We start from the raw sequence: 26,655 nt of genomic DNA on the forward strand, positions 1-26,655 counted from the left end.
AGGTTTATATAAATTTGCTTAGAAGGGAGTGCGCGGCCATCGAGTTTGCCTGAGATTTTTTCATAACGGCTAATTCAGAGACGGGAGGGGGAAGGCGTTTGGTCGTTAAGAGCGACAGGAAAGTATAACTATACAGCGCTTTAAAATGATAAGACATGTCCAAATTATAAGGAGGTATTTGATAATGACTTCTATTCGTTTATCGAATTCTTTGTTATTGAAGGCGCTTACTTCTTTCGGGATTATGTTGATTGCTGTTTTTTGTATGTTCCTGTTAGCTGAAAAAGCTTCTGCTCACGGATATATAGATTCACCGGGTAGCCGGGGTTATCTCTGCAAACTTGGTCAGAATACGGACTGCGGTGCGGTAGTCTATGAACCTCATAGCTTGGAAGCGCCGAAGGGATTCCCTGCTGCAGGACCGGCTGACGGCAAAATCGCCAGTGCGGGCGGCATCTTCCCGAAACTGGATGAGCAATCGGCAAACCGCTGGACCAAAGTCAATATGTCTTCGGGGACGAATACGTTCCACTGGACGTTGACCGCGGCCCATGCAACGTCTAGTTGGAAATATTATATTACCAAACCCAATTGGAACCCGGATGCCCCGTTGACTCGGGATTCTTTTGATCTGACACCGTTCTGCTCCGTGGATTACGGCGGCGTACGGCCTCCGTTTACGTACTCGGATACTTGCAATGTACCGGCTCGTACCGGTTATCATGTCATTTTGGCGGTTTGGGAAATCGCAGACACGGCTAATGCCTTCTACAACGTTATCGATGTTAATTTTGGCGGAAGCAATCCGGTGGATACGCAAGCGCCAACTGCTCCATCTTCCCTCGCATTCTCCGGAGTTACTTCAACCAGCGTTAATTTATCCTGGAGCGCTTCCTCGGATAACGTAGGCGTAACGGGTTACCGGATTTACAATGGAACTAATCAAATTGCAGCGGTCTCTGGATCGACTTTGAACTATAATGTAACCGGCTTGACCGCGAATACGGCTTACTCCTTCCAGGTGAAGGCAGTGGATGCTGCGGGCAATTTGTCCGCTGCCAGCAATACCGTGAACGTTACGACAAGCCAGGTTGTAAATGATACGCAGGCGCCTACTGCTCCAGGCAATCTGCATGTCATGGGAACTCCCACTTCTTCCAGCGTTACGCTCATGTGGAGTCCTTCCACCGACAACGTTGGGGTAACCGGCTATAAAATTTACCGCGGAACTACGCTGGCGGGAACCGTATCCGGCACGACGACCGAATACACCGTTTCCGGCCTGAGTGCCAGCACGTCGTACACCTTTACGGTTCGTGCCGTGGACGCGGCCGGAAACGAGTCGGCGGCCAGCAATTCGGTGAGCGCCACGACGGCAGCACCACCTGCCGCGCAGCCTTGGGCGCCGAATGTAGCTTACACCGCCGGGACGCTCGTAAGCTACAACGGAAACACCTATGAATGCCGCCAGAGCCATACCTCGCTGACAGGCTGGGAACCTTCCAATGTGCCAGCCCTCTGGTTGTTGAAATAATAGATATGATATAAACATCTGCTTTAGAACAATATATTGATTGAGTAGAGCTGTGCTTCAGTAGGGTAACTACTCGAGTACAGCTTCTTTTTGTAGCTTCTGATTGTAACTTAATAATAATTTATTAATTACTTTAAAAATCACTGACCGAATCTGTCAGTGATTTTTTTATATACTCGGTTTGTACAAGATCCCTTAACTAATGGAGGAATGATGATGTTCGTGAAAATCAATGACTTTGCAAAGGAATGGGAAGAGGAGCTTAAGCTAACGGAAAAGGTAATGGCGGCGCTCACGGACGATTCGCTGTCCATGGAAGTGATTCCCGGCCGGAGAACGCTTGGGGATATCGCCTGGCATCTGGTTCTTTCTCCGCACTATATGACAGGATGCGGTCTGGTTTTTGACGGACCGGCGGGCGGAATGGAAGTTCCTGCTTCGGCGGCAGTGATTGCGGAGGAATACGGCAGGATCAGCCGGGCACTCCTTGAAGCGGTGAAGACGCAGTGGAGCGACGATAGTCTGCTGGAAACCGTAGATATGATGGGAGAAAGTTGGGCGAACGGGGTAACTTTACGGTTTACGCTAATGCACCAGGCCCATCATCGGGGACAGATGACGGTTCTTATGAGACAAGCGGGACTTCGTATTCCGGAAGTATACGGACAAACTTATGATTCCTGGATTGAAGCAGGAATGGAACCGCTAAAGTAAACAAGTTACAATGGAATAAAATAACGGGGATTGGCTTGCGGTTCCCGGCAACAACCGAAAGGAATCCGACATGTCCAAATCCGACCACATGCTGTCCATTCTGTGGCTGCTCCGCTCCGGGAGGAAACTGACCGCTAGGGAGTTGGCAGACAAGCTGGAAATTCATATTCGAACAGTATACCGTTGCATAGATTCATTGTGCGCAAGCGGTGCCCCGATTATCGCGGATTCGGGCCCGGGCGGCGGATACCGCATATTAGGGCGGTTTGCTGAATCCCCCTTACTGTTTGATCAGGAGGAACAAAAAGCCTTGGTCCATGCATCGACCTTTGCCAGGGAGGCGGGCTACCCCCATTCGGAAAGCCTGGAGCGGGCGATCGACAAATTGAAGCTTTATACGAATGATGAGCAGCTTCTTCGGCTGGAGCTCCATGACCAAGGGGTGTCGGTGATTTATCCGCCTTTGGAGGAGCGGGAACGATCCTTTCTTCAACAGCTTGAGGAAGCGGCGGCCCAGGGAATGACTCTTGAAATGGTTTATGATAAAGGCCGGAGCGAGCCGCCGGTTTCAAGAGATTTCGATCCCTATGGTATTGTCCATTGGAAAGGCTGCTGGTATACGGTTGGATACTGCCGGCTGCGGCAAACGATACGGAGCTTTCGGGCCGACCGGGTCGTGGAACTGCGGCCGACGGAGCAAAGGTTTGATAGGCCTGGCGGCTTTTCCGCCAAGGCCCACCTGCTGGAGAGCCTGCTTCCCGGCTCACTTGATGGAGAGACGATGGTCAATGTGCGGATTGCCGGGCCCGAACAGGCCTTGAATGAGCTTGGCCGCCACTGGTTGTTCGGACACGCGCTGATCTCCCGTGAACCGGAAGAGGCGCTGTTCCGGATTGGACAAGCCGCTTTGGTATCCTACGTTCCGTATTTTTTGTTGCCTTACGGCAAAGCGCTAAGTATTCTCGAACCATTATCCTTGATTGAACGATTGGTTCAGGTCAGCGCGGAGGTGGCGGCGTATTATGCCGAGATGAAAGGGAAAGTTGGAGAGAAACCTCATTAAGACGCAATACCGCTGACGATCTGTAATCTGATCGCATTCATACGATTTAAATTAAAAAAACGGTTGGAGCAGAGGGGATTTCCCTTTGTCCAACCGTTTTTTGCATGTGCGGTTTATTTTTGATTGACTACTTCAACAATCGGATCGGTGTCCGCTTCATAGTCCACGCCATCGACTTCAAAGCCGAACAGCTGGAAGAACTCGCGACGGAAGCCTTCGAGATCGGACAGATCATAAATATTGTCCGTCGTCAGGTTATCCCAGAGCTTTGTGACTTCCGTTTGCACGTCCTCGCGCATCTCCCAATCATCGAGACGGATTCGGCCTTCTTCATCGACCGGAACGGCTTGCGACCCGTATAGTCTGTTGGAGAATAACCGGTACATCTGCTCGATGGTCCCTTCGTGAATCCCTTTTTCTTTCATCGTTTTGTACAGCGCCGACATATACAGCGGAACGATTGGAATCGCCGAGCTGGATTGCGTAACGAGCGCCTTGCTCACGACGACATAGGCATGCCCGCCACCGTTCGCTGAGAGCCGTTCGTCCAGCTTCCGGGCGGTTTCCTCCAAATGATCCTTCGCCCGGCCGATCGTGCCTTCCCGGTAGATCGGCATCGTAATTTGCGATCCGATGTAAGAGTAAGCGACGGTGACAGCATTCGGGGCCAGCGCTCCGGCATTTTCCAGAACGTTGATCCATTCCTGCCAATCCTCGCCTCCCATCACAAATACCGTATCCTCGATTTCTTGGTCTGTGGCGGGTTCAAGAGTAATATCGCTGATTTCTCCGGTATGGAAGTTCACCGTTTTATTCGTATACGGTTTGCCGATCGGTTTCAGCACGGAGGTGCGAGGCTGCCCGGTAACCGGGTCGGTCCGGCGGGCGGTAGCCACGCTGTATACGACCATATCAACTTGGCCCAGCTCGCTTCGGATTAATTCGGCGGTTTTCGCCTTGGTCTCTTCAGAGAAGGCGTCTCCCGTCACGCTGAAGGACTTAAGTCCGGCCGCCTGAGCGGCCTTTTCGAATGCAGCGGAATTGTACCAGCCTGCCGAGGCAGTCCGGGTTGCGCTGGCGGCGCTTGGACGGTAGACGCCCACTGTGTTGGCCTGCGCTCCAAAAGCGGCAACAATGCGGGAAGCAAGGCCATATCCGGTCGAAGCTCCGATGACAAGCACATTTTTCGGCCCCTGAATGGCCGTTTGGTTTTTGACGTAATCAATTTGCTGCTCTACCTGGCGCTCGCATCCTGCCGGATGCGACGTCGTACAAATAAAGCCGCGTGTCCGTGGTTTAATGATCATAGATTGATGTTTTCCTTTCTAATGTGAGTACAGCATTCTTTAAATTTTTATTAATCTTATCTATTGTACCTGTATTTTTCATTTTGAAAAAGAGCGCACGGATTCAGGGGGTCAAATGATGGAATTTTGCTGCTAAAGACTTTGTGCGCCCCTAAACCCCGACTGAGCAGATGAAGGAACAACTAAAGTTTTTGGGATATAACCTATACTTTCATGAATTCACAGGATACTGTTTATCTGATACGATGAAAACGCATGCATTTCAGTTAAATAGGAGGAAAAGACGTGACAAAACCTGCACAACCCAATGAGCCTATCGTGACTCATATTTATACCGCAGATCCTTCGGCTCATGATTTTGAAGGTAAAATCTTTATCTATCCTTCCCATGACTTAGACCATGAGAAGCTTTCAAATGATAACGGGGACCAATATGACATGGAGGATTATCATGTTTTGTCCATGGACGATGCAGGGGCTCCGTGCGTGGATCATGGTGAGGTGCTTCATCTTAAGGATATTCCTTGGGCCAGTCAGCAGCTATGGGCCCCTGATGCCGCTTATAAGAACAATACCTATTATTTATTCTTCCCGGCTAGGGACCATGAAGGCGTGTTCCGAATCGGCGTAGCCAAGAGCTCTTCCCCTGCGGGTCCGTTCACGCCGGAGCCGGAGTATATTCCTGGAAGCTTCAGCATCGATCCTGCCGTTTTCATTGACCAGGACGATAGAGCCTATATGTATTTCGGTGGACTATGGGGAGGTCAGTTAGAGAAATGGCAAACCGGCACCTACAATCCAGATGCTGAAGGTCCGGCTCCTACGGAACCAGCACTTGGTCCGATCGTTGCGGAATTAAGCGAAGACATGCTTACATTTAAAGCACGGCCACAGGAGATTTCGATCGTGGATGAGGACGGCAATCCGATCCTTGCCGGAGATGAAGAGAGACGTTACTTTGAAGGACCGTGGGTTCACAAGTATAACGACTATTACTATCTGTCCTATTCTACAGGTACTACACACAGTATTGTATACGCTATCAGTAAGAATCCGATGGGTCCTTATCAATATCAAGGAAAAATCCTTACTCCAGTAGTTGGGTGGACCACTCATCATTCCATCGTCCAGTTCAAGGAGAAATGGTACTTATTTTATCATGACAGTTCCTTGTCCGGTGGAGCCGACAATAAGCGCTGCGTCAAGTATACCGAATTAAAATACAATGATGACGGTACGATCCAGACGATTGAGCCCTATAAAAACGAAGAATAACAAAAGCAAGCAGCTGCTCCGAATCTTGTATCGGGGCGGCTGTTTTTTATTTATTTGCCCGGATAAAACAAAAACATCCAGCATTTCTGCTGGATGTTTCATATAAACTCGGTATGGATCGTCAGGGACTCGAACCCTGGACCTGTCGATTAAGAGTCGAATGCTCTACCAACTGAGCTAACGATCCGTAGAAGTAATATGGTGGAGCCTAGGGGGATCGAACCCCTGACCTCATCGCTGCCAGCGATGCGCTCTCCCAGCTGAGCTAAGGCCCCTTGTCTCATAAGCGACTATTTTATTTTATAAAAATGGTTGCTTGATGTCAAGAATTTTTTTTGAAAAAAATATCCGGCTACCTTGCCGGATAAAATACTGCCCTAAAATTAGAAGCGGACTGCGGTAATTCTCGGAAATGGAATCATTACGACTTGTCCGGAATCATCGATCAGTTCGAGAGATTCTGTTTGGACAGATACGAGAGTTCCTTGAATCACGGATTCTCCGGCGATAACCGTCAAAAACCTTCCTTCCGACTTGGCTAACTTCTCGTAGGTTTCGGCATCCGGAAATTTAGAGGCCTCGATGGTCGATTCTAATTGGTCAATCCTGTTCTCCAGCAGCTCGAGCCTGGCCTGGAGTGTCCGCATTCGTGTGCGTAGCGGGGTATTCAACAGAAATTGCAATGTGCGCATGTATATCACCCCCTTCACTATATGATATGTTTAATAGTTTGATAGGGTTTGGACAACGCTAAGAAAGATGATATGCCGGTGGTCTTTCGGTGTGGTTACTTTGGAAAACATTCAGGTTTGCAACGCTATTGTGCGGTCATATAGGGTGTGGTTCAATAGACAGGTAAGGCGGATTTTGATGTTTGCTTTTATATAAAGCGATTTACATGGGAGCAAAAGGAGGAATTAAGGTGAAGCCTTCGACTTCGTCTTCGCTTCATATTCAGCCGGACCAAATAATCTTGCCGTCAAGGTTTCCGCTCTCGATTTCGAGCTCCAAGGGGGTGACACCTTCCTTTCAGCGGCTGCACTGGCACCGGGCGCTCGAGATTAACTGGATTACCGGCGGCAGCGGGATTTATACGATCAATGGCCGGGAATATCATTTCGAGCAGGGGGATCTGTTTCTGATCGACTCCCATGATCTGCACCGTGCCTATGAAAGCAAAAACCTGGAGATGGTGATCGTGATGTTTGAACCCGCATTACTAGGAGCGGAACAGAGATACGATCCGGATATTTTGCAGCCATTCAGACATACGGGAACGAGATTCTCGAATCACATTTCTCATACACATCCGTCCAGTCCATTGCTGGGCGAATATATTGAAAAAATGCAGCGGGAGTATGAGTTGGGCCAGCCTTCCTTCATCTCGGCTGTCCGCGGGCTGCTACTGTTGTTCATGGCGGAAATTAACCGGCGTTTCCGCACGGAGCAAGACACATTCGGGTACGCCAGCACGAAACATTTGGAGCAAATCCGCGAGGTGATCCAAACGATGGATGCAGACTTGGCGAAGCCCTGGTCCTTGAAGGAGTTAGCCGATCTGGTTCATTTAAGTCCCTCTCGCTTCAGTGTGTTATTTAGTCAAATCGTCGGATCGTCGCCGATGAATTATCTGGTTCAACTGCGGCTTGAATACGCTGTCAAGCTGCTGGAGGAAGATGATCTGAGTGTACTTGAAATTGCCGAGGCCGCCGGATTTCGCAACTTATCCAATTTTAACCGGTTATTTCTTCATCATATCGGGGTAACGCCGAGCGTTTTAAGAAGACGGCTTCGCGGTAAAACCGAATAAGACTCGAAACAGTAAGATAGTATCATTATAGAGGACTATTGCAGAGGAATTGCGATAGTCCTTTTTTGTATGCTAATGGTGAAGGAGAGATGCGGGATGAAGTTTTATATGGGTGTTGATGCAGGAGGAAGTAAAATTTTTTGTTTGCTGGTGAACGAGAAGGGTGAGACCGTAGGTCGGGGAGTCTCCGGTAACGGAAATCACCAGACCAATCCGCTGGATGCAGAGAAGAATATAGCATCAGCGTGTTCCAACGCGCTAAGGGAAGCGGGTCTGAAGCCGGCTGAGGTGGAATTTGCTTATTTCGGGCTTGCCGGGGCGGACCGGGAACCTGATTATGCCATTCTCCGGCCGATGATCGCCAAGCTCGGCTTTCCGAGACACGCCATTGCCTGCGATACCATGATCGCTATGCGCGCCGGAACGGACCGTCCTTACGGAGCCGTTGTCATCAGCGGCACCGGGTTTAATGCGGCGGCAAGGAACCGGGCGGGAGAGGAACTCCAATATGGCGGTTTCGGTTATTTATTCGGGGATGGGCAGGGATCGGGCCGGGACATGGCCAACTTTGCGTTCCGTTCGGCGGTACGTGCTTGGGACGGCCGCGGCAGACCGACCCTCCTGCATGACATGGTCTTGGAGACGACAGGATTTGCAAGCGTACCGGATATGCTGGATGCAGCCTTGGATGAGGGTTATGCGCCTCCGCTGCACTTAGCTGAGCTGATCTTCCGGGCAGCGGGAGAGGGTGATGAGGTGGCGGTCGGTATTCTTGCCGAGCAGGGGGTTGAGCTTGGCAATGCCGCAGCCGCATTGATCCAGCGTCTTGGGATGGAGAATGAAGAATTCGACGTCGTTTTGGGCGGGAGCGTGCTGGCCAAAAGCGTGCCGGCTATTATGCAGGATGCGCTGGCAAAGAGGATACGCCTCACGGCTCCGCAGGCGAAAATCACGAGAATCACCATGGAGCCGGTTGCGGGCGCTGTACTAAGCGCAATGGATCAGGCGGGAATTCAAGCCGGGACCCAAGTGATGAATAATCTGAATACTGTTTCATTTGACGATTTGAAAGGGGATGCGAGATAGTGAAGGATCAACGGAAAATCAAAATTGCTGTCATTGGCGGGGGCTCATCCTATACGCCTGAACTGGTGGAAGGCTTGATCAAAGGCTACTCGGATATGCCGGTATCCGAATTATGGCTCGTTGACATTGAAGAAGGCAGACACAAGCTTGAAATCGTAGGAAGTCTGGCGAAACGGATGGTAAAAAAATCAGGACTTCCCATGCAGGTCCATTTGACGCTGGACCGGCGGGCGGCGATTCAGGGCGCTGATTTCGTTACTACCCAAATGCGCGTAGGCCTTTTGGAAGCCCGGAAGCTGGATGAGCATATTCCGATCCGTCACGGAGTTATCGGCCAGGAAACGACGGGTCCGGGAGGCATGTTCAAAGCGCTCCGTACCATTCCGGTCATCCTGGATATTTGCCGAGATATCGAAGAATTGGCTCCGAACGCATGGATGCTGAATTTTACGAATCCGGCCGGAATGGTAACGGAGGCGGTGACCAAATATTCCCGCGTGAAAACCGTAGGCTTATGCAACTCACCGATCAATTTCAAGAAATTTCTTGCCGAAGCCTACCAAACGCCCGAAAGCCAGGTTTTACCCGAATTTGTCGGAATCAACCACCTGCACTGGGTAACCTCGGCACTAGTGGACGGTAAAGAAAGATTGCCGGAATTGCTGATGGGCAAGGGCGAATATACAGCCAAAAACGTACCTACCATGGGCTGGGATCCGGAATTTTTGCAATCCCTCGTCTGTATTCCGACGTATTATCTGAAATATTACTATATGACGACGGAAATGCTTGAAGAGGAGAAAACAGCGCTTGAAAAGGATGGGACACGGGCCGATGTCGTGAGCCGTGTAGAGAAAGAATTGTTTGAGCTCTATGCCGACGAGACCCTGGAGGACAAACCGAAACAATTGGAGCAGCGGGGCGGAGCGTTCTACTCCGAGGCAGCGGTTCATTTAATGCAGTCGCTTTATCTGGGCCGGAACGATATTCAAACCCTCAATGTGCGAAACGGCGGAATTTATGATTTCCTGCCGGAAGATGCCAGTATCGAAATTAACTGTGTCGTTACCTCGGGGGGCCCGATTCCACTTGTGCCGAAGCATGTTCCGCAGCAAATCAAAGGATTGCTGCATGCGGTGAAAACCTATGAAAGCCTGGCGATCGACGCGGCCGTCAGCGGAGATCGGGGGCTTGCCCTGCAAGCGATGGTTCATCATCCGCTCGTGCCTTCGGTCTCCATCGCCAAGGTGCTGCTGGAAGAATTGCTGGAGGCTCACAAGCGTTATCTTCCGAACTTCTTTGCTTAATTTAATCAGTTTTGCATGACCACAGCAGCCTTGGGATCATCTGGCCCCGGGCTGCTTTTTTTGCGGGCTTATCTCGTTCCTGATTCCACAGTACAAAAGCTTCCTTCCTTGCTTCTGACCGTTATGATATATTTTGATTAGAGCAGTTGGACAAGCATAGGCCGAAACGGCCACTATCGTTGAAGGAGAGATTGCGGAATGATCAAGCATATCGTGTTGTTCAAATTGAAGGACTCCTCCCCGGAAAGCATTGCAACTACGGCCGGCGTGCTGCGCGACCTGAAGGGAAAAGTAGAGCAGCTCCGGGAGCTGGAGGTCGGGATCGATGTGGTTAAATCCGCGCGTTCCTACGATATCGCACTAGTGGCAACATTTGATTCTCTGGAGGATCTGGAAGGCTATCAGGTTCATCCCGAGCACAAAAAAGTAATCGAGCATATGACGCAGGTCCGGGAAAGCCAGGTAGCCGTCGATTTCGAATTTTAGATCTTAATTAAACGGATTTCATAAGTTCATCTATTGATCACGAAGGAGAACATGCCATGTATTATGTGAACCGGGAACAAATCGAACGCCGGCTGAATGTAATTCCTGAGCTTGTGCAAGTTGTCGAAGCTGCCGGCTCCGCCCGCGAAGCGTCATTGCTCGAACGGTTTGCCGAAGAGAGAGCGCTTCATTTGGCGATTGAGATCGTAACGGACGTAGGGAGTTATTTGATCGACGGCTTTATTATGCGAGATGCAAGCAGCTACGAGGATATCGTTGACATCATGCATGACGAAAAGGTGATCGGCGAGGAGTTGTTTCAAATGCTGACCCGCCTGGTCCGGTTACGGAAGCCGCTCGTTCAGGAATATTTCGATTGGGACCGGAGCGGCGCTCATGCGCTGGCGGGACTTCTTCCGCAACTGCTGGATGATTTTGCGGGCAGAGTTCGGGCGTATTTGGATAAGGAAGGGATCACAGTCTGACCGGAGCCTCTTTTTTTCTCGGGATGTGTGACGGGATAAGCCCAAGGTGCTTATAATACATTATCGATATAGGCATTTGCCCGGTAAACACAGGGATCGCCGTTTACGTCAGGGAAGATCCGGGATAATGCCGACAAGGGAGAGATGAAGCGTGAAAAAAGAAACTAAAGGCTTGATCTGGGGTGCCGCCATTGGTACGGTTCTTGGCGGGGTAACTGCGTTGCTGTTCGCTCCGAAACCGGGACGCGAGCTCCGCAAGGATATCGCCGACGGGGCGCGTCAGGTTAGCGAGAAAACGCAACAGGTCGCTGAGAAGGTTGGCGAACAAAGCAGCCAACTGGCAGGCAAGGTAAAGGAAACGGCCGAAGGACTGGTTAATGATTTCCAAGCATGGCGTGCGGCCAAGGGGAACACGGAAATCGAAGACAAGGAAGTGCTGATTTCCTCGTTCGGGGAAGAAGAGGTTACTTCCGATGAGACGGCCGTAGTCGGTATAGCCGAAGAAGCGGAAGTTGAGGCGGCGGCTGCGGTAGAGCCGGAAGAGGCCGAAACTACAGTGGAGACAGCCGCTGCAGTCATCGAAGGGGAAACGGAACAAAAATTATAATATGTAATTCAAGCATAAGAACAAGGAGACCCGAAAGGGTCTTTTTGCTTTTTTACGGTTAAATATGGAAAGAGCCCTTTTAGTTGTACGGCTTCATAAATTGAGTTAAGATTTAGGTACGCTTTATGGCCGCAAAACATAAAGTAGGTAGAGAAAACGAAATACAAATCTTTTGGCAAAAGGAAGCGGTATGTTCGTGCAGCAAGCCATCGCAATATTAGACTCGGGCGTAGGAGGTCTCACTGTCGTCAAGGAAGTTATGAGACAGCTGCCTAGAGAAAAAATTATTTATTTCGGCGATACCGCGCGCTCTCCCTATGGTCCTCGCTCTTCGGAAGAGGTGCGCCTATTTACCGAGCAAATCGTAGATTTTTTAGTTCAATTCGACCCTAAAATGATCGTAATCGCATGTAATACCGCAACTGCGGCTGCTTTGGATTATATCAAGGCGAAGGTTTCCATTCCCGTCATCGGCGTCATTCATCCGGGAGCCCGGGCTGCCATCAGCGCTACAAAGACCGGCAGAGTCGGAGTCATCGGAACGATCGGAACGATTCGGAGCGGCGCATACACCTCTGCTCTTAAAGAGCTGAATCCGGCGATTGAAATCGTCAGCGAGGCTTGTCCCACACTGGCTCCGCTTGTGGAGCAAGGACGGTATGAAATGCCGGAAGCGCTGGAAGTCGTTGAGGATGCGCTCCGCGATATTAAGCAGTATCCGATTGATTGCTTGATTCTGGGTTGTACTCATTATCCATTTTTGAAAAGAACCATGCATAAAGTGATGGGGCCCTCGGTTAAACTGATCAGCTCGGCGGATGAAACGGCTCGGGAGATCAGTACGGTCCTTCATCAAAAAGGCCGGCTTGCCCGCGGAAGCGAAATTCCGGTTCACCAGTTCTTTTGCAGCGGGGAACCTGAAATATTCCGCAGAATTGCACTGCAGTGGCTGGGAAGGCAAATTGAACTGACACCCATCGTCTGGCAGGTTTCCAACCCTTCCCGATGAAGCAAAAAACCTTTGGACGGGATTTGTTCCGCCAAAGGTTTTTTTGTACATGTAGGTCTGGGCTATACAGCCAGGGAGTCCGGACACATCACCCGCAAAGCTCCCGGATCCGCGGATGCGGTGAGCGGAGTGGATGCGACATGTTCCCCGTCCCCCAGCGCCAGTCTCGGCAGGCTGCTGTGAATGGTAACGTTGCTGCCGCGGAGCATCGTCACGAAGGGGAAGCGGGTATGCTTGCCGAACAGCAGCGTCGGGAACAGCAGCATAAGCTTCAGCCGAGAACAACCGTGGACGATGCAAATGTCCAGGAGACCGTCATCGGTTTTCGCATCGGGACAGATCGCCAGTCCTCCGCCATAAGTGGTTACATTGTTCACGGCGGCGAGCCAGGCGGATGGGAAAGTGTGCTCGATCCCGTCGCATTCGACGCTCAGCGGTGCGGGACGGAAGGTAAGCAGCGTGTGGAAGACGCCGATAATGTAAGCGAGACGGCCCATGCCGAGTGCATTGCAAATTTTTTTGTAGCGGCTGTTGTTTACGTTATGGGCGACCTCGGCGTCAAACCCGACCGCCAGCGCAGTCAGCGTGCTGCCGCCGGAAATCGAGATGAGGTCGGCGTTCCGCGGCATCCCTTCCAGCATGACGTCCAAAGCGGCGGCAGTTTTTCTAGGAATCCTGAAGCCGCGGGCAGTATCATTACCCGAGCCGGCGGGGAAGACGGCCAATGGAATGCCCGAATCCCGCATGGCGGGGAGAAGGCTGTGAATCGTGCCGTCGCCGCCCACCACACCTACCGCTCTCCAGTCGGATTTAAGGGCGAATTGCTCCTTTAAATATGAATGCGCTTCCTCTGCGCTGCGGGTATATATATAATCATAAGGAATATTCCGACGTTGCAGGATATCCCGGATCTTTTTCCAAACCCGGTCCCCTCCGCCGTTGCCGGAATTTTGATTTACGATAAATAAATACATGACCATTCCCCCATCAATTTAGCAAGCAATCACCTGTAAATTCAGTGTAAGCAAAATAACGTTAAAAAGAAATCATTATTAATTAAAAGTGTGTGTTCAAAAAGTCGACTTTTCAGCACCGGAAGGCCCGTCTGAATTCAAGATTCGATGTCGGGTAAGCAACATGAAGCGCTTCGTGATCAAAAGATGACTTTATTGAATAACCTCTTAAAAGGAGTTTCGCGTATGCAGTTGATTGCCATGATTACGATGCTGATCGATCATATCGGACTGCTGTTCTTCCCGGGCGAAATGGCCTGGAGAATAATAGGGCGGATCGCGTTTCCGATTTACGCTTATGCGCTTGTTCAGGGCTACACCCACACTTCCAATTTTAAAAAATATGCCCTCCGGCTGCTGTTAATCGCAGTCTTATCACAAATCCCTTATCAAATTGTCGTCAACGAAGGCGGTTTGAACGTGGTGGCCACGTTGCTGGGAGCTGTGCTAGTGCTGCGAATGCTGGACAGTGTTAAACCGGGTCCGCTCTCCGCCTTGCTCATTGCGGGTTGCTGCATTGTGATGGAGGTACTGCCGTTCGATTATGGGGCATATGGACTGCTCCTCGTGCTTATATTCAAATATGCGCGTTCAACGCAAATCCTGCTGATGCACCTGCTGCTGAATCTGGTTTATTTGCTGTCTTACGGCTGGGTCGTTCAAATGGTCAGCATATTGCCGACCCTGGTCATCGTCTTTGGTCCGCAGCTTTGGAAGGCGATGGAGGCCCGGCGTGTGCCGGCCTGGGTTTGGCGTTCCTTTTACCCGGCGCATCTGGCGATCCTTGCCGTCATCGTTTATATGGCGGGAACCGGGTAGGTATCAGCCTGTTTTCGAACGGGTGGTACGTTTGGGAATACAGATGACGTTCCGGCGAAACGCATTAATGGATTGAGAGAGGGGGCTTGGAAATTCTGACTGCTGCCGGCAATCACGTCCATCGTCCTATCGTCGCCATTGAGCGCGGCGGATTCCGCAATGCAGATTATGTAGATCAAATGAGTCGCCTGTTGCAAAAATATGATGTCCTGAGAAGCAGGCAGATCGGCACAAGCGTGCTGGGGCAGCCTTTGTTTGCCCTGATTGTGGGCGATGGCCCGGAAAAGGTTCATATCAACGCCGCGGTTCATGCTAATGAGTGGATTACAACGCCGCTGCTGCTGCGCTTTGTGGAGGAACTGGCAGCGGCGAGAAGCGCTGGCGACCCTTGCGGCCTCGATGCGGTCACGCTGTGGGCGGTGCCGATGGCCAATCCGGACGGCGCGGACCTCGCGCAGGACGGAATCCCGCCCGGCTGCGCCTGGGCGGAGGAGCTGGCCGCGTGGAACGGCGGCAGCGGGGATTTTCGCCGCTGGAAGGCCAATATCCGCGGCGTCGATTTGAACGACCAGTTCCCGGCCTGCTGGGAACTGGAGCGGGAACGCCGGGGACTGGCTGCCCCGGCGCCGCAGGATTACGGCGGGCCGCATCCGCTCAGTGAGCCGGAGGCGGCCGCGCTGGCCGGGCTAACCCGCGCCGAGCGGTTCAGCCGGGTCTTGTCCTTGCATACGCAGGGCAAGGAGATTTACTGGAACTACCGCGACCGCGAGCCGCAGGAAGCGGAAGCGATGGCGGAACGGCTCGCGGCGGCAAGCGGCGAAGGGAGCGATGGCAGCAATGGTAGCAATGGCAGCGGCGGCGGATACCGCGCAGTCAAGCTGAGCGGCAGCGATGCCGGATACAAAGACTGGTTCATCGACGAGTTCCGCCGCCCCGGCTTTACCGTGGAGGCGGGGGAGGGCGTGAATCCGCTGCCGGTGGAGCAGTTTGACGACATCTACAAGGGATTGGCGCCGATTTTGGCGGAATTTATCCGGGGGTAATCTGCCCTCGGATTTTTGCCGTGAGCCTGGCCTTTTCCACATGTAATTGGAAATATCCAATCATTTTAGCTCGATATTGCTCAAAGACATGTTTTGATTGGAAATATCCAATGAAATTATCAAAATGGCACTTGTTTATAGCAAAATCGGCAATTATGATTGGAAATATCCAATCAAACTCACAAATTAGCTTCTTGTGTCTTTCTTTAATTGGAAATATCCAATAGGCACGGCTAGCCGATTTTTGATTTCACTAAAAATAGGGTATCTTATCGTATAAAGTATTTAAGGGGGAATGTCGATGAAATGGTCAAAAATATGGTCGCTGCGCCACTGGGGACATGTTTTTCGCCGGCTTCCCGCACTGTTGAGGTCGCCCCGGATTCCGCTCATGGACAAGCTGCTGCTTGTAGTGCCCGCTATTTTGTACTGGGTCCTGCCGGATGTGCTGCCATTCATCCCGATTGACGATATGGCGGTGACGATGCTGCTGATGAACTGGTTCGTGTCGAGAGCTGAGCGGAAAGAACAGGCCGGCATGAAGCAAATCGGGAAATGAGTAATCATGCGAGCGGAGCTCGGATTTAGCGAACATGACTTATATGTGACGGTCTTGCGCGATAGACGATGATTATTTACAATAGGAATATTGAAGATGTTACTCTGGATAGAGATAGGAGAGGTTCTATGAGCGTCAAGATTACCCGCAATGCGGCGAAAGTGATAAAGAAAGAACTGGACAAGGAAGAGAACAAAGGCCTGGTGTTGAAAGTAGTCATCACGCATGCCCATGGCGACCACGCTCACTATGGCATGGATTTGGTCAAGCCCGGAGACAACGATAACGTCATCTCGACCGATAAAGAGATCGATGTAATCATTGATAAAGACGAGCCGCTGCTGGATGGCGTAAAAATCGATTATTTGTATTTTCCTCAAGAAGGATTCGTGATTACGAACCCGTCCAAAGGAAATCACGGGGATCACTAATCAGCATGGAACAAAGAAGGGAATAGCATGGCAAACGATATTCGTATATGCGATAAATGCAATCATATCCGTATGAAGACATTTGTGCCCAAGCTGCAAAAGCTGGCACCGGACGCCGAGATCAAAATCGGCTGCAAGTCCTACTGCGGACCGTGCGGCAAGAGACCCTTCGTTTACGTGAACGGCCGCTATGTCAGCGGACCTACGGAAGACGAAGTGCTGGCCAAGGCCGCACCATTTGTGAAGAAGCCAAAGGAATAAATCAAAGCCGCTCCGGTCGACAGATCAGAGCGGCTTTATTAATACCTACCTACCCGCTATCCCTCATCTCTGCGATACAGTTCACGGCTCTTGTAGCCCGCGCCAAGAATAGCCTTCATCTCCTCCCGGCGCTTGGCTCTCGTGCTCTCTTGTTTGGCGCTGTATACGTATCTGGCCCAATCTTTCCGGTATCCCGGTGTAAGGGAACGGTAAAAGGCAAGGAGATCCGGCGCATCCTGCAAATCTTGTTCCACTTCCGGGACCAAGGCCTCGTAATCATCGACACGCTGGCTTGCTCTTGAAGGGGACTGAGAACGATTCCGGTTTCGGGCGTCTTTCTTCAGGCCAACGACAGTGAAAACCTCGTCCATTCCCACCATGCGGGAAAACTTGATGGGGCTTGTCCCCACATATCCATCCTCGTCAGCGTCTAACCCGTCCAGTAAATCATCGCGATGAATAAAGGTAGAGTATTTTTTATTGCCCTTTTTCGGATAAGCCAGATATAAGTAACCGCCCTGTTCAAGGCGATCTTCTTCGATCACTGTGCTGACCGTCGCCTTCAAGGCATCCATGTCCAGGACGAAAGCAAAAATAAGATCGTATTTGCTCTTCGTAAGCTCGCTGTCATAGGTCAGTCCCGCCAGATCCCCGGTTTCCGGCGGCAGATTTAATACGGCGGCTCTTTTATATTTTTGCAAATTCAGCTTTTCAACGATTGATTTTGTCATAGAATTACAGTCCTTTACCGCCCACGGGACGGATTTGACAGGACTCCACCCCCGCGATCAATGGCATGGCTTGCTGGATCGAGGCTTTGCTTGCTTCCTGATCGAGGGAGGCTTGATGCGCTTCCGCATTACTCCAAACTTCATTGACCCAAATCGCATCCGGTTCGGTGTCCGAAATGCTGACGATATATTTTTCGCAATCCGGCACCCCCTCCGCGACCGCCGCAGCTCCCAGCAAGATTTGCACCAGAGCGTCCCGTTGCCCGGCTTTTGCCGTAAACTTTACATTCATTCCGAATTTGCTCATATTGAACACACCTCCGTATGGAATAATCTTAATATTTACAGTATAACGAAAATAGTTTCAGTTGGTAGCGCCGCCTATCGTTTTTCTGATTTCATTGATAATTCTACCGAGAGATTGTATAATTTCTATGAATTTCTGCAATCGATGTCACATACAGTTATAACACTTTGAAAGCGCCTCTAACAGGCTCGAAAGAACGGATAGGACCGCGAAGGAGGGCAGTATGGGTGCATGTGGACGAGAATTAAAAATGCAAAGCTTCGAAACAAACTGATGCTTTTGCTGACCCTGTTTATCTTGATGCCGCTTGTCTTTGCCGGCATTATTTTTTACCGAAGCTCCAGCAACTTCGCCGCGGAACGGTCAGATCGGGAAGCGCTCCAGTCGCTGCATCTGATCAAGAACAATGTGGATCAGTTGCTGTCCGAAATGGAAAACCGGATGCTCGACGTCTACGAGAATAGTCAGTTGATCGACCAATTGAGCAGAATGGACGGAAGTTACCCGGCCGATAAGTTTATGTCCGCGGAAGATACGATTAACCGTTTTCTCCGCAGTTCGCTTCGCGGCAAGGAGGATATCGACTCGATATACTTGCTGGCAGGCAACGGAAATTTGTATTTTGCCGATATCAAGGGCTCGGGCCTGTTTAAGCCAATTTTTGAGAGCCATCCGGAATGGAAGGAAGCGATTTCGGAAGGGGGCGGACAAATCCGCTGGTTGCCGACTTATGAAATCGGACCGAACAACTATTTCTCTTATCCGACTTACTATATTCCCGCAGGGATGAAGATCAAAGATGTGTCCAATGCGCTGCAACAGATCGGAACGCTGGTCATGAATGTGAAAATATCGGCGCTCGACAACATTATTAATGAGGTCAGCGTCAGTCCGAACGGTATTGTGATGATTGCCAACGAACAAGGGGATGTAATATGGCATCGCAATCATGAAGCCTATGCTTTGAAGCTTGCCGATCAACCCTTTTTCCGTGAGATGCTGACCAAGCAGCGGGACCTTGATTTCCGTGAATTGAACGGGAGGAAATACAGAATCGGCATGGTGCATTCCGATTATAACGGCTGGTATTATTTTTCCCTGATTCCACAGAGTGACGTACAGAAGCAGTCCGGATCGCTCAAACTGTTCTTTATCGTGACTTTAAGCGTGTTTGCCTTATTGTTCGTAGTATTGGCATTTTCGACGACCCATTACATTACCAAGCCGATTCGCCAGATGGCGGTAGCGATGAAGCGGATCCAGAAGGATAACTTCGAATATCGGCTGCCCGCGCAATCGGAGGATGAGATCGGGCTTTTGCAATCGTCTTTCAACAGTATGAGCAGCCGGATCAATGAATTGATCCAGGAGGTCAAGGTGATTTCCGAGCAGGAAAAAGAGGCGGAAATGAAAGCGCTTCAGGCCCAGATCAATCCGCATTTTGTCTATAATACCCTGGATGCTATGAACTGGATAGCCATTGAACGGGATCAACTTGATATCAGCAACATGATTACTTCTTTGAGCGACATCATGCGCTATGCGATCCGGCCCGGTGAGCCGTTGGTGACGATTGAGGAAGAGCTGAAGTGGGCGAAGAATTACGCTTATCTTCAGGAGATGCGGTTTGAGGAACGGTTCGAGGTGAGGTTCGATGTCGATCCTTCCCTTTACGGTTACAAAGTTCCCCGCTTGCTGCTGCAGCCTTATTTGGAAAATTCTATTCTGCACGGGATGGAAAACATGGAATCCGGCGGAAGAATCGAAGTCCTGTTCCAACAGGAAGAGAGAGGGCAGGCCATCGTGATCGAAATTCGCGATAACGGCAGCGGAATCGCGGACGAGAAGCTGCAAATGATTCGGGAAAGGATGACGCACGGCATCGGATTATTCAATTTGAACGACCGTTTGAAGCTGGAATACGGTCCGGAGTTCGGCGTCAAGGTCAATTCCGTCTACGGTGTCGGGACGACGATTACGATCATTATTCCCGCTATCCGCTAATTAAAGGATTTGGGAGCAGAGGGAGGACACGAGCATGTATAAAGTGCTAATTGTGGATGACGAGCCGAAGGTCCGCAACGGATTAACCAAGCTGATCCCCGCGCTGGACGCGGAATGGAGCGTGATCGGCCAAGCCAAAAATGGAGTTGAAGCGCTTGAAATGGTTCGAAAGGAAATGCCCGATCTGGTAATCACCGATATCCGCATGCCCCAGATGAACGGATTGGATCTGCTGAATCTGTTGCGCGAATATCCGGTTCAGGTGGTGATTTTGTCCGGCTACGGTTATTTTGATTACGCCAAGACGGCAATCCGGTTTGGAGCCTTCGATTATTTGCTTAAACCACTTAAGCCGGAGGAAATTCGCGATTTGCTGGGGCGATTGAAGAAGGAGATCGGCAACCGGCGGGAACGGCCAGAGGTCATTTCGTCGGAATTTCACTACTCCAAGCTTTGGAAAGACTGGTTGCTAGGCGTAGAGGATTCCGCGGATTGCTCGGAACGTTTGCAGAGCCGCTTGCCGGCGGACAGTGCCAATTTTAGAATGATCGCCGTGGAGATCGACGATTTCGATGACCTGGTCACCGAAGAAGGTTGGGGCGACCGGCAGCTCGTTGTTTTCGCGGTCCGCAACATTGTGTACGAAATATTGAACAACAATCAGGAGCAGTCTTGCCGCTTCCTGTTCGCCAATGCATCGCATATTTATTTTTTGCTCCTGAATCCGCCGCCTGCGGATAACGAGGTGTTTATCCAACTGATTCGCGAAGTCGGTCATTGGGTGAAAATTTCTATTTCCGTCGGGATCGGAAATCAGGTGGCAATGTTCTCTCAACTGCCGGAAACGTTCGCCCAAGCCAAGGAGGCGCTGCTTAACAAATGGATATACGGTAACGGCCAGGTTTACGAATATCGTGGCGCCTATGATCCAGGGAACCGGGAGCCCGGTTATCCCCATGAACTGGATGAGGCGCTGGTGCTCGCTCTGCGAGAAGGCAACGCGGACAAAGCCAAAGACAAGCTGCGGAAGTTCGCGTCCGAAGTGTTGGAGAAAAGTGCGGGCTATACTATTTTTCATAACTACTGTTTGCAGCTGTTATCGGCGGTTGTCCGTTTTGTCCATGAACAAAGAATTACCGGGCTTGTATTTCAGGGTTCGCTTAAACCGTACGAATGGTTCCACCTGAATTTTACGGCGGATGAATTTATAAGGTTTATGGATGAATTGATTTCCTCCAGTGTGGACAATGCCGAGTGGAAAAAGCAGCAGAAGCATAATCATACGCTGGAAAGCGCGGTGGCGTACATTCGCCAGCATTACATGAAGGATATTTCGCTCGCTGATGTAGCCGGTCAGGTCGAGATGAGCAGCAGCTATTTCAGCTCTTTCTTCAAGCAGGAGCTCGGAATCTCGTTTATCGAGGCGCTGACCCAGGTGCGGATGGACAAAGCGAAAACGTTGATGATGGATCCGGATTTGAAGTTGTATCAAATTTCGGAAATGGTGGGCTATCAAGATGTTAAATATTTCTCCAGACTGTTCAAAAAAGCGGAAGGGGTGACGCCGGGTGAGTATCGGCAGTTTTTTTACCGCAAGGAAGAAGACGAGAAGTAAACACTCGCTCCGTACCCGGAAGCTGCTGGCCGCATGCGGTCTCGTCCTTCTGCTGGCCTCTTGCGGAAGTTCCGATCCCGGCGCAAAGAGCGACCTGGACATTTTGCTGAAAAATACCGGTGTGGCCCCGTCCGACCCGGACCGGATCGAGCTGCACTTGCTTTCTTTCCATACCGGCCGGGAATTCGAATTCTGGAGCTGGCTCGGGGAGGAGTACGCCAAGGAACATCCTCATGTGGAGGTGAAGGTGGACTTCATCTCCAGCGACGATTACTTTACCGATAACAAGCTGCTGGCTTCATTCGCGTCCGGCCATGGACCCGATCTGTTCTTTGTATCGCCGGGCACGATTCGCCGGTTCGAGGATGCAGGTATATTGGAGCCGCTGACCTCGCGGTTCGCGCCGGATATCCGTGAAGATTTCTATACATCGGCACTGGATTCGGTGACCGTGAACGGGGAAATTTATGCGGTTCCGATTGAAACGGAACTGCTTGGCTTGTATTACAACAAGGAGCTGTTCAGTAGTAAGGGTATCCAGCCTCCGACGACCTGGAAAGAGATGGCGGAAGCTGCCCGGGTGCTCAAATCGCCCGGAGTCAGCGGATTAACGCTGGAGACTTTCAAAAGCGTCTATCAGAATTTCACCTGGCTCCCTTTCCTATGGCAAACCGGGGCCGATCTAGTAACAGAGGACGGCGAAGCCTTGGGTCTGGATGGGACGGAGGCGAAAGAGATGTTTGCCTTTTTCCGCGGCATGATCGATCAAGGGCTGCTGAATATGCATCCTTCCCGTCCGACGACCGATATCGGGATACTGGCCAGTGGCGAAACGGCGATGCAGGTAAGCGGAACCTGGAATATCAGAATGCTGGAAACGATGTATGCCGATCGGCCGATCGGTGTCGTCCCGCTGCCGGTGCCGGAAGGCGGAGACCGCGTGACGATTGCGGGCGGCTGGAAGATCGGCGTCAACCACTACAGCAAATACGCCGATGAAGCGGCCAAGTTCGTCATGTGGGCGTTCGCGGAGAAGCCCGATATCCCGCTCCGCTGGGTCAGCGAGGTGAAATTCGCCTATTCGCCGCGCAAATCCGTAATGGAAGCCGGCGGCGAACTGTATCAAAAGGGCTTGCGCAAGGTGTTCACCGACGAAGTATTCGGCACCGAGCGCCCGGAGCCGCAATACCCCGCTGAGATCAGCGGGATCTTTACCGAATCGCTGCAACAGCTTCTGTACAACGGCGGACAGCCCGGAGATCTGGCCGAGTGGACCAGCGAAGCGATCGATAATTACTTGAAGGATACCGAAAAATAATCCACCCTCCCAAATTATTTCCCGTTACGGACATGAATCCCCTGCGACTATACTGAAGTCGACCACAAATGAAAGGGGATTCATAACGGATGAAAAAGAAAAGCTGGAAAATCGTTTTACCATTGCTGATGGCCATTTTGCTTCTTCTCCAAGTTGGATGCGGCTCGAATAATTCGGGCGGTAGCGCCACCAATAACGACGCCGACGGCGCCGTATCCAATGCGGGGGGAACGAAGGACAAGGTCAAACTTCAGTTCTGGGATATGCACACGGAAGCCGAACAGAAATACTTCGAGGACCTGGTCAAGGAATATAATTCTTCCCAAGACCATGTGCAAATTGAATACTCCACTTACAATCAGGCCGACTACACGGCTACCAAACTCCCCATCGCTTTTTCCGGCGGCAACGGTCCCGATATTTACATGATCAGCCCCGGAGACTTCATGAAATTTTCCAATTCCGGCTATTTGGCCGACCTGTCTCCCTATTTCCCTGAAGGGGTCAAAGAGGACTTTCTTCCTTCGGCGCTGGAAGCCGTAACTGTGGATGGCAAAGTGCTTGCACTTCCTTACGAGATGGAGCTTCTGGGGCTTTACTACAACGAGGATATGCTGAAACAAGCCAATGTCGAAGTTCCCAAGACATGGGACGAATTGCTGGATGCCGCACGCAAGCTGACTACCGATAAAGTGGCCGGACTGGTACTGCCTCCGGATAAAGGAGCTTACTTTAACTTCAACTTCTATCCGTTCCTGTGGCAAGCCGGCGGTCAAGTGCTGGCGGAAGACGGCAAGACATCGGCGTTTAACTCGCCGGAAACCGTCAAAGCGCTCGACTTCTGGGGCAAGTTTTTCCAGGAAAATCTGTCGCCTTCCAAGCTTCAATACGGACCTTGGGAAATCGACAACCTGGGCAAGCAAACGGCGGCCATGCAAATCTGCGGAACTTGGGCGATCAGTAGGATCGAAGAAGTGTTCGGAGATGTGCCTATCAAGCTCGCGCCGATTCCGGTACCGGAAGGCGGCAAAGCTGTAACGACGGCGGGCGGCTGGAAATTTGCCGTCAATGCCAAGAGTAAGAACATGGATGAAGCCGCCAAATTCGTGATGTGGGCGTTCGGGGATCAGGATCCTGCCCGTCCGCTGAAATGGGCCACGGAAACCAAATTCGCCTATCCTGCACGCCAATCTGTGATCGAAGCCGGCGAAGAGATTTACAATAAGGGGCTGCGCCAAGTATACACGAACGAGATCTACAACAGCGGGGTTCCTGAGCCGGTGTATAACCCGGCCGTCGTGGAAGCGATCGGCGACGCGATGACCCAGGTGATGTTCGGCAACATGACAGGCGAGGAAGCTGCGAAAGCGGCCGACGCCAAAATCAACGAAGCAATGAAATAGAAATGCATGGAGCCGGGGGCGACGAATAGAATCGCCGTCCCCCGATTCTTTTGCCGGAGGAGGGTTTACGGTGATTCTCAAAAAACTGCGCACAAGAGCTATGCAAGAAAGGATCACGGCCTACTGTTTTTTACTGCCAGACATGCTTGGGTTGTTCATTTTCGTATTTCTTCCGATCATTTATGCTTTCTACGTGAGTCTTCATGATTGGGATGCGCTGAATCCAATGAAATTTATCGGCTTCGATAATTATACGTCACTGTCCAAAGACAAGGACTGGTGGCACTCGGTGGGCAAGACGCTACAATACAGCGTGATTTACGTCCCTCTGCTGTTTTGCTTGTCACTTGGCTCGGCCTTGCTGCTGAACGGTTTGAAAGGGAAAATCGTTTCTCCGGTCAGGACGCTGTTCCTGATCCCTTATGCCATTACTTCTGTCATTTCCGCCATTATCGGAATGTACATGCTCGACCCGCGCAACGGCATTATTAATGAAATTGTGAAGTTTTTCGGCGGTTCGCCGCAGCAATTTCTAGGCTCCCCTTCCCAGGCGCTGTACAGTATCATCGCTGTGCTCCTGTGGATCAATATCGGCTATAACATGATTATTTTTCTGTCGGCGATTAAAGAAATCCCCAAAGATTATTTTGAGGCGGCCCGGATCGACGGAGCTTCGCACTGGCAGATTTTTCGGAAAATTACGTTTCCGCTGCTTAAAGAAACCAACACGTTTATTCTCGTTGTCACGACGATCGGTTCGTTCCAAGTGTTCGACCAGATCATGGTCATGACCAAGGGAGGACCGGCGAACAGTACGGAAGTAAGCGTCATCTATATTTTCAAGCAAGGCTTTCAACTGCTGAATATGGGATATTCCTCAGCACTGGCGTTCGTGCTGTTTCTGCTCATTTTCTGTTTGTCCCTTTTCCAAATGAAACTATTTTCTTCCAAAGATTAAGAGGTGACCTAAGATGAGGATACTCCGTTTCGATACTCGAAAGTTGTTGGCTTTGCTGGCTGTCGTTATCGGTTTGGTTATGATTTTTCCGATTTACTTGCTGGTGGTCAGTTCGATGCGCTCGGAAGCGCATGTGCTGGATGTAACCTGGTTCCCAGTAGAATTTGCATGGAACAACTTCAAGGAAGCCGTGCAGAGTACGCATTTGTTGCGCTCGATCGGGAATTCGCTGATCGTGAGTGTGACCGTGACGGTCGTGGCTATGATTTTTCACGCGATGTCCGGGTACGCATTGGCCAGACTTCAATTTCCGGGCCGTAAATTTGTTTTCGCCTGGATGCTAAGTACGCTCATGGTACCTTTTGCCGTAATTACGATTCCGCTCTATTTGATTACAAAAAGCTTCGGCATGCTGGATTCTTACGCCGGACTGATCATTCCTTCGATCTTCAATGCTTACGGTATCTTCCTGTTTCGCCAATTTTACCGCGACTTTCCGAAAGAGCTGGAAGAAGCGGCTTATATCGAGGGTTTGTCCATCGCCGGAACTTTTTTCAGGATTGCTCTTCCTTTATCCAGGTCAATCATTATTCCACTAACGATCGGATTTTTCGTAGCCAACTGGAATGCCTATTTATGGCCGCTCATTATTACGCAGAGCGAGAAATTATGGGTCGTCCAGCAGCAGCTTGCCAACCTGGTCGGCGGCGGGTACTACACGCCATGGAACGTCGTTCTGGCGGCGGCGGTCATTGCCGCTTTACCCACGTTGCTGCTATTCTTCGTGGCCCAGCGTTATCTGGTGGAAGGCATTAAAATGACAGGCATCAAATAAACCGGATCGATTTATTTCATCTTGAAGAGAGGCGGAGAGAACGATGATTGATGAATGGGTAAAAGAAGCGCTTGAAAATGAGGCGAATGCGCTGATTTCTACCAGCCGCAAGGTAGGTGTCGAATATGTAAAAGCAGTGGAAATGCTGCAGGCTTGCACGGGTAAAGTCGTAGTTACGGGGATCGGTAAATCGGGCCATATCGGCAAGAAGATCGCCGCCTCGTTGTCCAGCACCGGTACGCCGGCCTTCTTCGTCCATTCGGCTGAAGCCGTGCATGGCGACAGCGGGATGATCGAGAAGAAAGATATCGTTATCCTTCTGTCCAACAGCGGGGAAACAGCCGAGGTACTGAACGTGCTGGAGATCATTCGAAAAATCGGCTCCAAGTGCATCTCGATTACGAAAAATCCGGAGTCCACGCTCGGACGGAACAGTGACGCGGTATTATCGTACAGTTATGAACGCGAAGCCGATCATTTGGGGCTGGCTCCGACGACAAGCGCCCTGCTGCAGTTAGCCGTGGGCGACGCACTGGTCGTGACGCTCTGCAAGGTCAAGGGATTTACGAAGGAAAGCTTTCATCTGTATCACCCCGGCGGGAGCCTGGGCAGCCAGCTGTCCCGGGGAGATGGCGGCGATCGGCACGAAGACCGGGACTAGGGGGTGAGTTTGTG

General features: G+C 51.0%; 28 protein-coding genes and 2 tRNA genes. 23 read left to right on the top strand and 7 right to left on the bottom strand.

Going from position 1 to position 26,655, the window contains the following annotated elements; genetic code table 11:
* The first annotated feature begins 184 nt into the window (after nucleotides 1-184).
* The 3 genes from NYE70_RS00805 (at nucleotide 185) to NYE70_RS00815 (ending at nucleotide 3,311) form a co-directional block, all read left to right on the top strand.
* Nucleotides 185-1,534: a lytic polysaccharide monooxygenase gene (locus NYE70_RS00805; protein ID WP_341044718.1), complete on the top strand. Its 1,350-nt coding sequence runs from the start codon at nucleotides 185-187 to the stop codon at nucleotides 1,532-1,534.
* A 216-nt stretch (nucleotides 1,535-1,750) separates the two neighbouring features.
* Nucleotides 1,751-2,248, top strand: a complete 498-nt coding sequence (locus tag NYE70_RS00810) for a DinB family protein (RefSeq protein WP_341044719.1) — start codon at nucleotides 1,751-1,753, stop codon at nucleotides 2,246-2,248.
* 70 nt (nucleotides 2,249-2,318) lie between these two features.
* Nucleotides 2,319-3,311: a helix-turn-helix transcriptional regulator gene (locus tag NYE70_RS00815; protein WP_341044720.1), complete on the top strand. Its 993-nt coding sequence runs from the start codon at nucleotides 2,319-2,321 to the stop codon at nucleotides 3,309-3,311.
* Nucleotides 3,312-3,424: 113 nt separating this feature from the next.
* Here the strand turns inward: NYE70_RS00815 and fabV are convergent, their stop codons facing one another.
* On the bottom strand, nucleotides 3,425-4,618 hold the full coding sequence (gene fabV, locus NYE70_RS00820; RefSeq protein WP_341044721.1) for an enoyl-ACP reductase FabV: 1,194 nt from the start codon (nucleotides 4,616-4,618) through the stop codon (nucleotides 3,425-3,427).
* Between the two features lie 285 nt (nucleotides 4,619-4,903).
* Between fabV and NYE70_RS00825 the strand changes: the two genes are divergently transcribed.
* The gene (locus tag NYE70_RS00825) at nucleotides 4,904-5,893 is read left to right on the top strand and encodes a glycoside hydrolase family 43 protein (protein ID WP_341044722.1); all 990 of its coding nucleotides are present in this window, start codon (nucleotides 4,904-4,906) and stop codon (nucleotides 5,891-5,893) included.
* A gap of 114 nt (nucleotides 5,894-6,007) precedes the next feature.
* Here the strand turns inward: NYE70_RS00825 and NYE70_RS00830 are convergent.
* The 3 genes from NYE70_RS00830 to NYE70_RS00840 all read right to left on the bottom strand — a co-directional run bounded on the left by NYE70_RS00830 (nucleotide 6,008) and on the right by NYE70_RS00840 (nucleotide 6,585).
* Nucleotides 6,008-6,080 (bottom strand) — tRNA-Lys (locus NYE70_RS00830).
* A gap of 12 nt (nucleotides 6,081-6,092) precedes the next feature.
* Nucleotides 6,093-6,168: transfer RNA gene (locus tag NYE70_RS00835), tRNA-Ala, on the bottom strand.
* A gap of 108 nt (nucleotides 6,169-6,276) precedes the next feature.
* The gene (locus tag NYE70_RS00840; protein ID WP_290407756.1) at nucleotides 6,277-6,585 is read right to left on the bottom strand and encodes a hypothetical protein; all 309 of its coding nucleotides are present in this window, start codon (nucleotides 6,583-6,585) and stop codon (nucleotides 6,277-6,279) included.
* A 230-nt stretch (nucleotides 6,586-6,815) separates the two neighbouring features.
* Between NYE70_RS00840 and NYE70_RS00845 the strand changes: the two genes are divergently transcribed.
* The 7 genes from NYE70_RS00845 to racE all read left to right on the top strand — a co-directional run bounded on the left by NYE70_RS00845 (nucleotide 6,816) and on the right by racE (nucleotide 12,683).
* On the top strand, nucleotides 6,816-7,703 hold the full coding sequence (locus NYE70_RS00845) for an AraC family transcriptional regulator (RefSeq protein WP_341044723.1): 888 nt from the start codon (nucleotides 6,816-6,818) through the stop codon (nucleotides 7,701-7,703).
* Between the two features lie 96 nt (nucleotides 7,704-7,799).
* Nucleotides 7,800-8,789, top strand: a complete 990-nt coding sequence (locus NYE70_RS00850; protein WP_341044724.1) for an N-acetylglucosamine kinase — start codon at nucleotides 7,800-7,802, stop codon at nucleotides 8,787-8,789.
* Complete coding sequence (locus NYE70_RS00855; RefSeq protein ID WP_445323821.1) at nucleotides 8,786-10,096, top strand: 6-phospho-beta-glucosidase; 1,311 nt, start codon at nucleotides 8,786-8,788, stop codon at nucleotides 10,094-10,096. The genes NYE70_RS00850 and NYE70_RS00855 overlap by 4 nt, the downstream gene beginning before the upstream one ends.
* Nucleotides 10,097-10,294: 198 nt before the next feature.
* A complete protein-coding gene (locus tag NYE70_RS00860) occupies nucleotides 10,295-10,582 on the top strand; it encodes a Dabb family protein (protein WP_213654769.1) in 288 nt (95 codons plus the stop codon).
* Nucleotides 10,583-10,638: 56 nt separating this feature from the next.
* Nucleotides 10,639-11,067 (top strand): DUF86 domain-containing protein, encoded by a 429-nt coding sequence (locus NYE70_RS00865; RefSeq protein ID WP_211021042.1) that lies wholly within the window; start codon nucleotides 10,639-10,641, stop codon nucleotides 11,065-11,067.
* Between the two features lie 151 nt (nucleotides 11,068-11,218).
* The gene (locus tag NYE70_RS00870; RefSeq protein ID WP_213654770.1) at nucleotides 11,219-11,674 is read left to right on the top strand and encodes a YtxH domain-containing protein; all 456 of its coding nucleotides are present in this window, start codon (nucleotides 11,219-11,221) and stop codon (nucleotides 11,672-11,674) included.
* A gap of 190 nt (nucleotides 11,675-11,864) precedes the next feature.
* A complete protein-coding gene (gene racE / locus NYE70_RS00875; RefSeq protein ID WP_213654771.1) occupies nucleotides 11,865-12,683 on the top strand; it encodes a glutamate racemase in 819 nt (272 codons plus the stop codon).
* A gap of 62 nt (nucleotides 12,684-12,745) precedes the next feature.
* Here the strand turns inward: racE and NYE70_RS00880 are convergent, their stop codons facing one another.
* Complete coding sequence (locus NYE70_RS00880; protein WP_213654772.1) at nucleotides 12,746-13,657, bottom strand: diacylglycerol/lipid kinase family protein; 912 nt, start codon at nucleotides 13,655-13,657, stop codon at nucleotides 12,746-12,748.
* Between the two features lie 147 nt (nucleotides 13,658-13,804).
* Here NYE70_RS00880 and NYE70_RS00885 point away from each other — a divergent pair, with 147 nt between their 5' ends.
* The 5 genes from NYE70_RS00885 to NYE70_RS00905 all read left to right on the top strand — a co-directional run bounded on the left by NYE70_RS00885 (nucleotide 13,805) and on the right by NYE70_RS00905 (nucleotide 16,809).
* Entirely contained in the window at nucleotides 13,805-14,515 is a 711-nt protein-coding gene (locus NYE70_RS00885) for a TraX family protein (protein WP_341044728.1), read from the top strand.
* 86 nt (nucleotides 14,516-14,601) lie between these two features.
* A complete protein-coding gene (locus NYE70_RS00890) occupies nucleotides 14,602-15,558 on the top strand; it encodes a M14 family metallopeptidase (RefSeq protein WP_341044729.1) in 957 nt (318 codons plus the stop codon).
* Between the two features lie 301 nt (nucleotides 15,559-15,859).
* Nucleotides 15,860-16,117, top strand: coding sequence for a hypothetical protein (locus tag NYE70_RS00895; protein ID WP_211021047.1), 258 nt, complete (start codon nucleotides 15,860-15,862; stop codon nucleotides 16,115-16,117).
* 128 nt (nucleotides 16,118-16,245) lie between these two features.
* Complete coding sequence (locus NYE70_RS00900; RefSeq protein ID WP_211021048.1) at nucleotides 16,246-16,548, top strand: HesB/IscA family protein; 303 nt, start codon at nucleotides 16,246-16,248, stop codon at nucleotides 16,546-16,548.
* Between the two features lie 27 nt (nucleotides 16,549-16,575).
* On the top strand, nucleotides 16,576-16,809 hold the full coding sequence (locus NYE70_RS00905) for a DUF1450 domain-containing protein (RefSeq protein WP_341044730.1): 234 nt from the start codon (nucleotides 16,576-16,578) through the stop codon (nucleotides 16,807-16,809).
* Between the two features lie 56 nt (nucleotides 16,810-16,865).
* Here the strand turns inward: NYE70_RS00905 and NYE70_RS00910 are convergent, their stop codons facing one another.
* On the bottom strand, nucleotides 16,866-17,540 hold the full coding sequence (locus NYE70_RS00910) for a YdeI/OmpD-associated family protein (RefSeq protein WP_341044731.1): 675 nt from the start codon (nucleotides 17,538-17,540) through the stop codon (nucleotides 16,866-16,868).
* A 4-nt stretch (nucleotides 17,541-17,544) separates the two neighbouring features.
* The gene (locus NYE70_RS00915; RefSeq protein ID WP_341044732.1) at nucleotides 17,545-17,847 is read right to left on the bottom strand and encodes a putative quinol monooxygenase; all 303 of its coding nucleotides are present in this window, start codon (nucleotides 17,845-17,847) and stop codon (nucleotides 17,545-17,547) included.
* A 231-nt stretch (nucleotides 17,848-18,078) separates the two neighbouring features.
* Here NYE70_RS00915 and NYE70_RS00920 point away from each other — a divergent pair, with 231 nt between their 5' ends.
* The 7 genes from NYE70_RS00920 (at nucleotide 18,079) to NYE70_RS00950 (ending at nucleotide 26,641) form a co-directional block, all read left to right on the top strand.
* Nucleotides 18,079-19,851 carry a cache domain-containing sensor histidine kinase gene (locus tag NYE70_RS00920; protein WP_341044733.1) on the top strand — a complete coding sequence of 591 codons (1,773 nt, stop codon included), beginning with the start codon at nucleotides 18,079-18,081 and terminating at the stop codon, nucleotides 19,849-19,851.
* Nucleotides 19,852-19,885: 34 nt separating this feature from the next.
* Entirely contained in the window at nucleotides 19,886-21,466 is a 1,581-nt protein-coding gene (locus NYE70_RS00925; RefSeq protein WP_341044735.1) for a response regulator, read from the top strand.
* A complete protein-coding gene (locus tag NYE70_RS00930) occupies nucleotides 21,420-22,784 on the top strand; it encodes an ABC transporter substrate-binding protein (RefSeq protein ID WP_341044737.1) in 1,365 nt (454 codons plus the stop codon). Before NYE70_RS00925 ends, NYE70_RS00930 begins: the two co-directional genes overlap by 47 nt.
* Before the next feature lie 89 nt (nucleotides 22,785-22,873).
* Nucleotides 22,874-24,187 (top strand): ABC transporter substrate-binding protein, encoded by a 1,314-nt coding sequence (locus NYE70_RS00935; protein WP_341044738.1) that lies wholly within the window; start codon nucleotides 22,874-22,876, stop codon nucleotides 24,185-24,187.
* 70 nt (nucleotides 24,188-24,257) lie between these two features.
* Nucleotides 24,258-25,145: a carbohydrate ABC transporter permease gene (locus tag NYE70_RS00940; RefSeq protein ID WP_341044739.1), complete on the top strand. Its 888-nt coding sequence runs from the start codon at nucleotides 24,258-24,260 to the stop codon at nucleotides 25,143-25,145.
* A gap of 13 nt (nucleotides 25,146-25,158) precedes the next feature.
* Nucleotides 25,159-25,980 carry a carbohydrate ABC transporter permease gene (locus NYE70_RS00945; protein ID WP_341044740.1) on the top strand — a complete coding sequence of 274 codons (822 nt, stop codon included), beginning with the start codon at nucleotides 25,159-25,161 and terminating at the stop codon, nucleotides 25,978-25,980.
* A 43-nt stretch (nucleotides 25,981-26,023) separates the two neighbouring features.
* Nucleotides 26,024-26,641 carry a KpsF/GutQ family sugar-phosphate isomerase gene (locus NYE70_RS00950; RefSeq protein ID WP_341044741.1) on the top strand — a complete coding sequence of 206 codons (618 nt, stop codon included), beginning with the start codon at nucleotides 26,024-26,026 and terminating at the stop codon, nucleotides 26,639-26,641.
* Nucleotides 26,642-26,655 lie beyond the last annotated feature (14 nt).

Origin of the sequence: Paenibacillus sp. FSL R5-0407 (assembly GCF_038009185.1) — a bacterium.
In the GTDB taxonomy this organism is placed as follows: domain Bacteria; phylum Bacillota; class Bacilli; order Paenibacillales; family Paenibacillaceae; genus Fontibacillus; species Fontibacillus vini.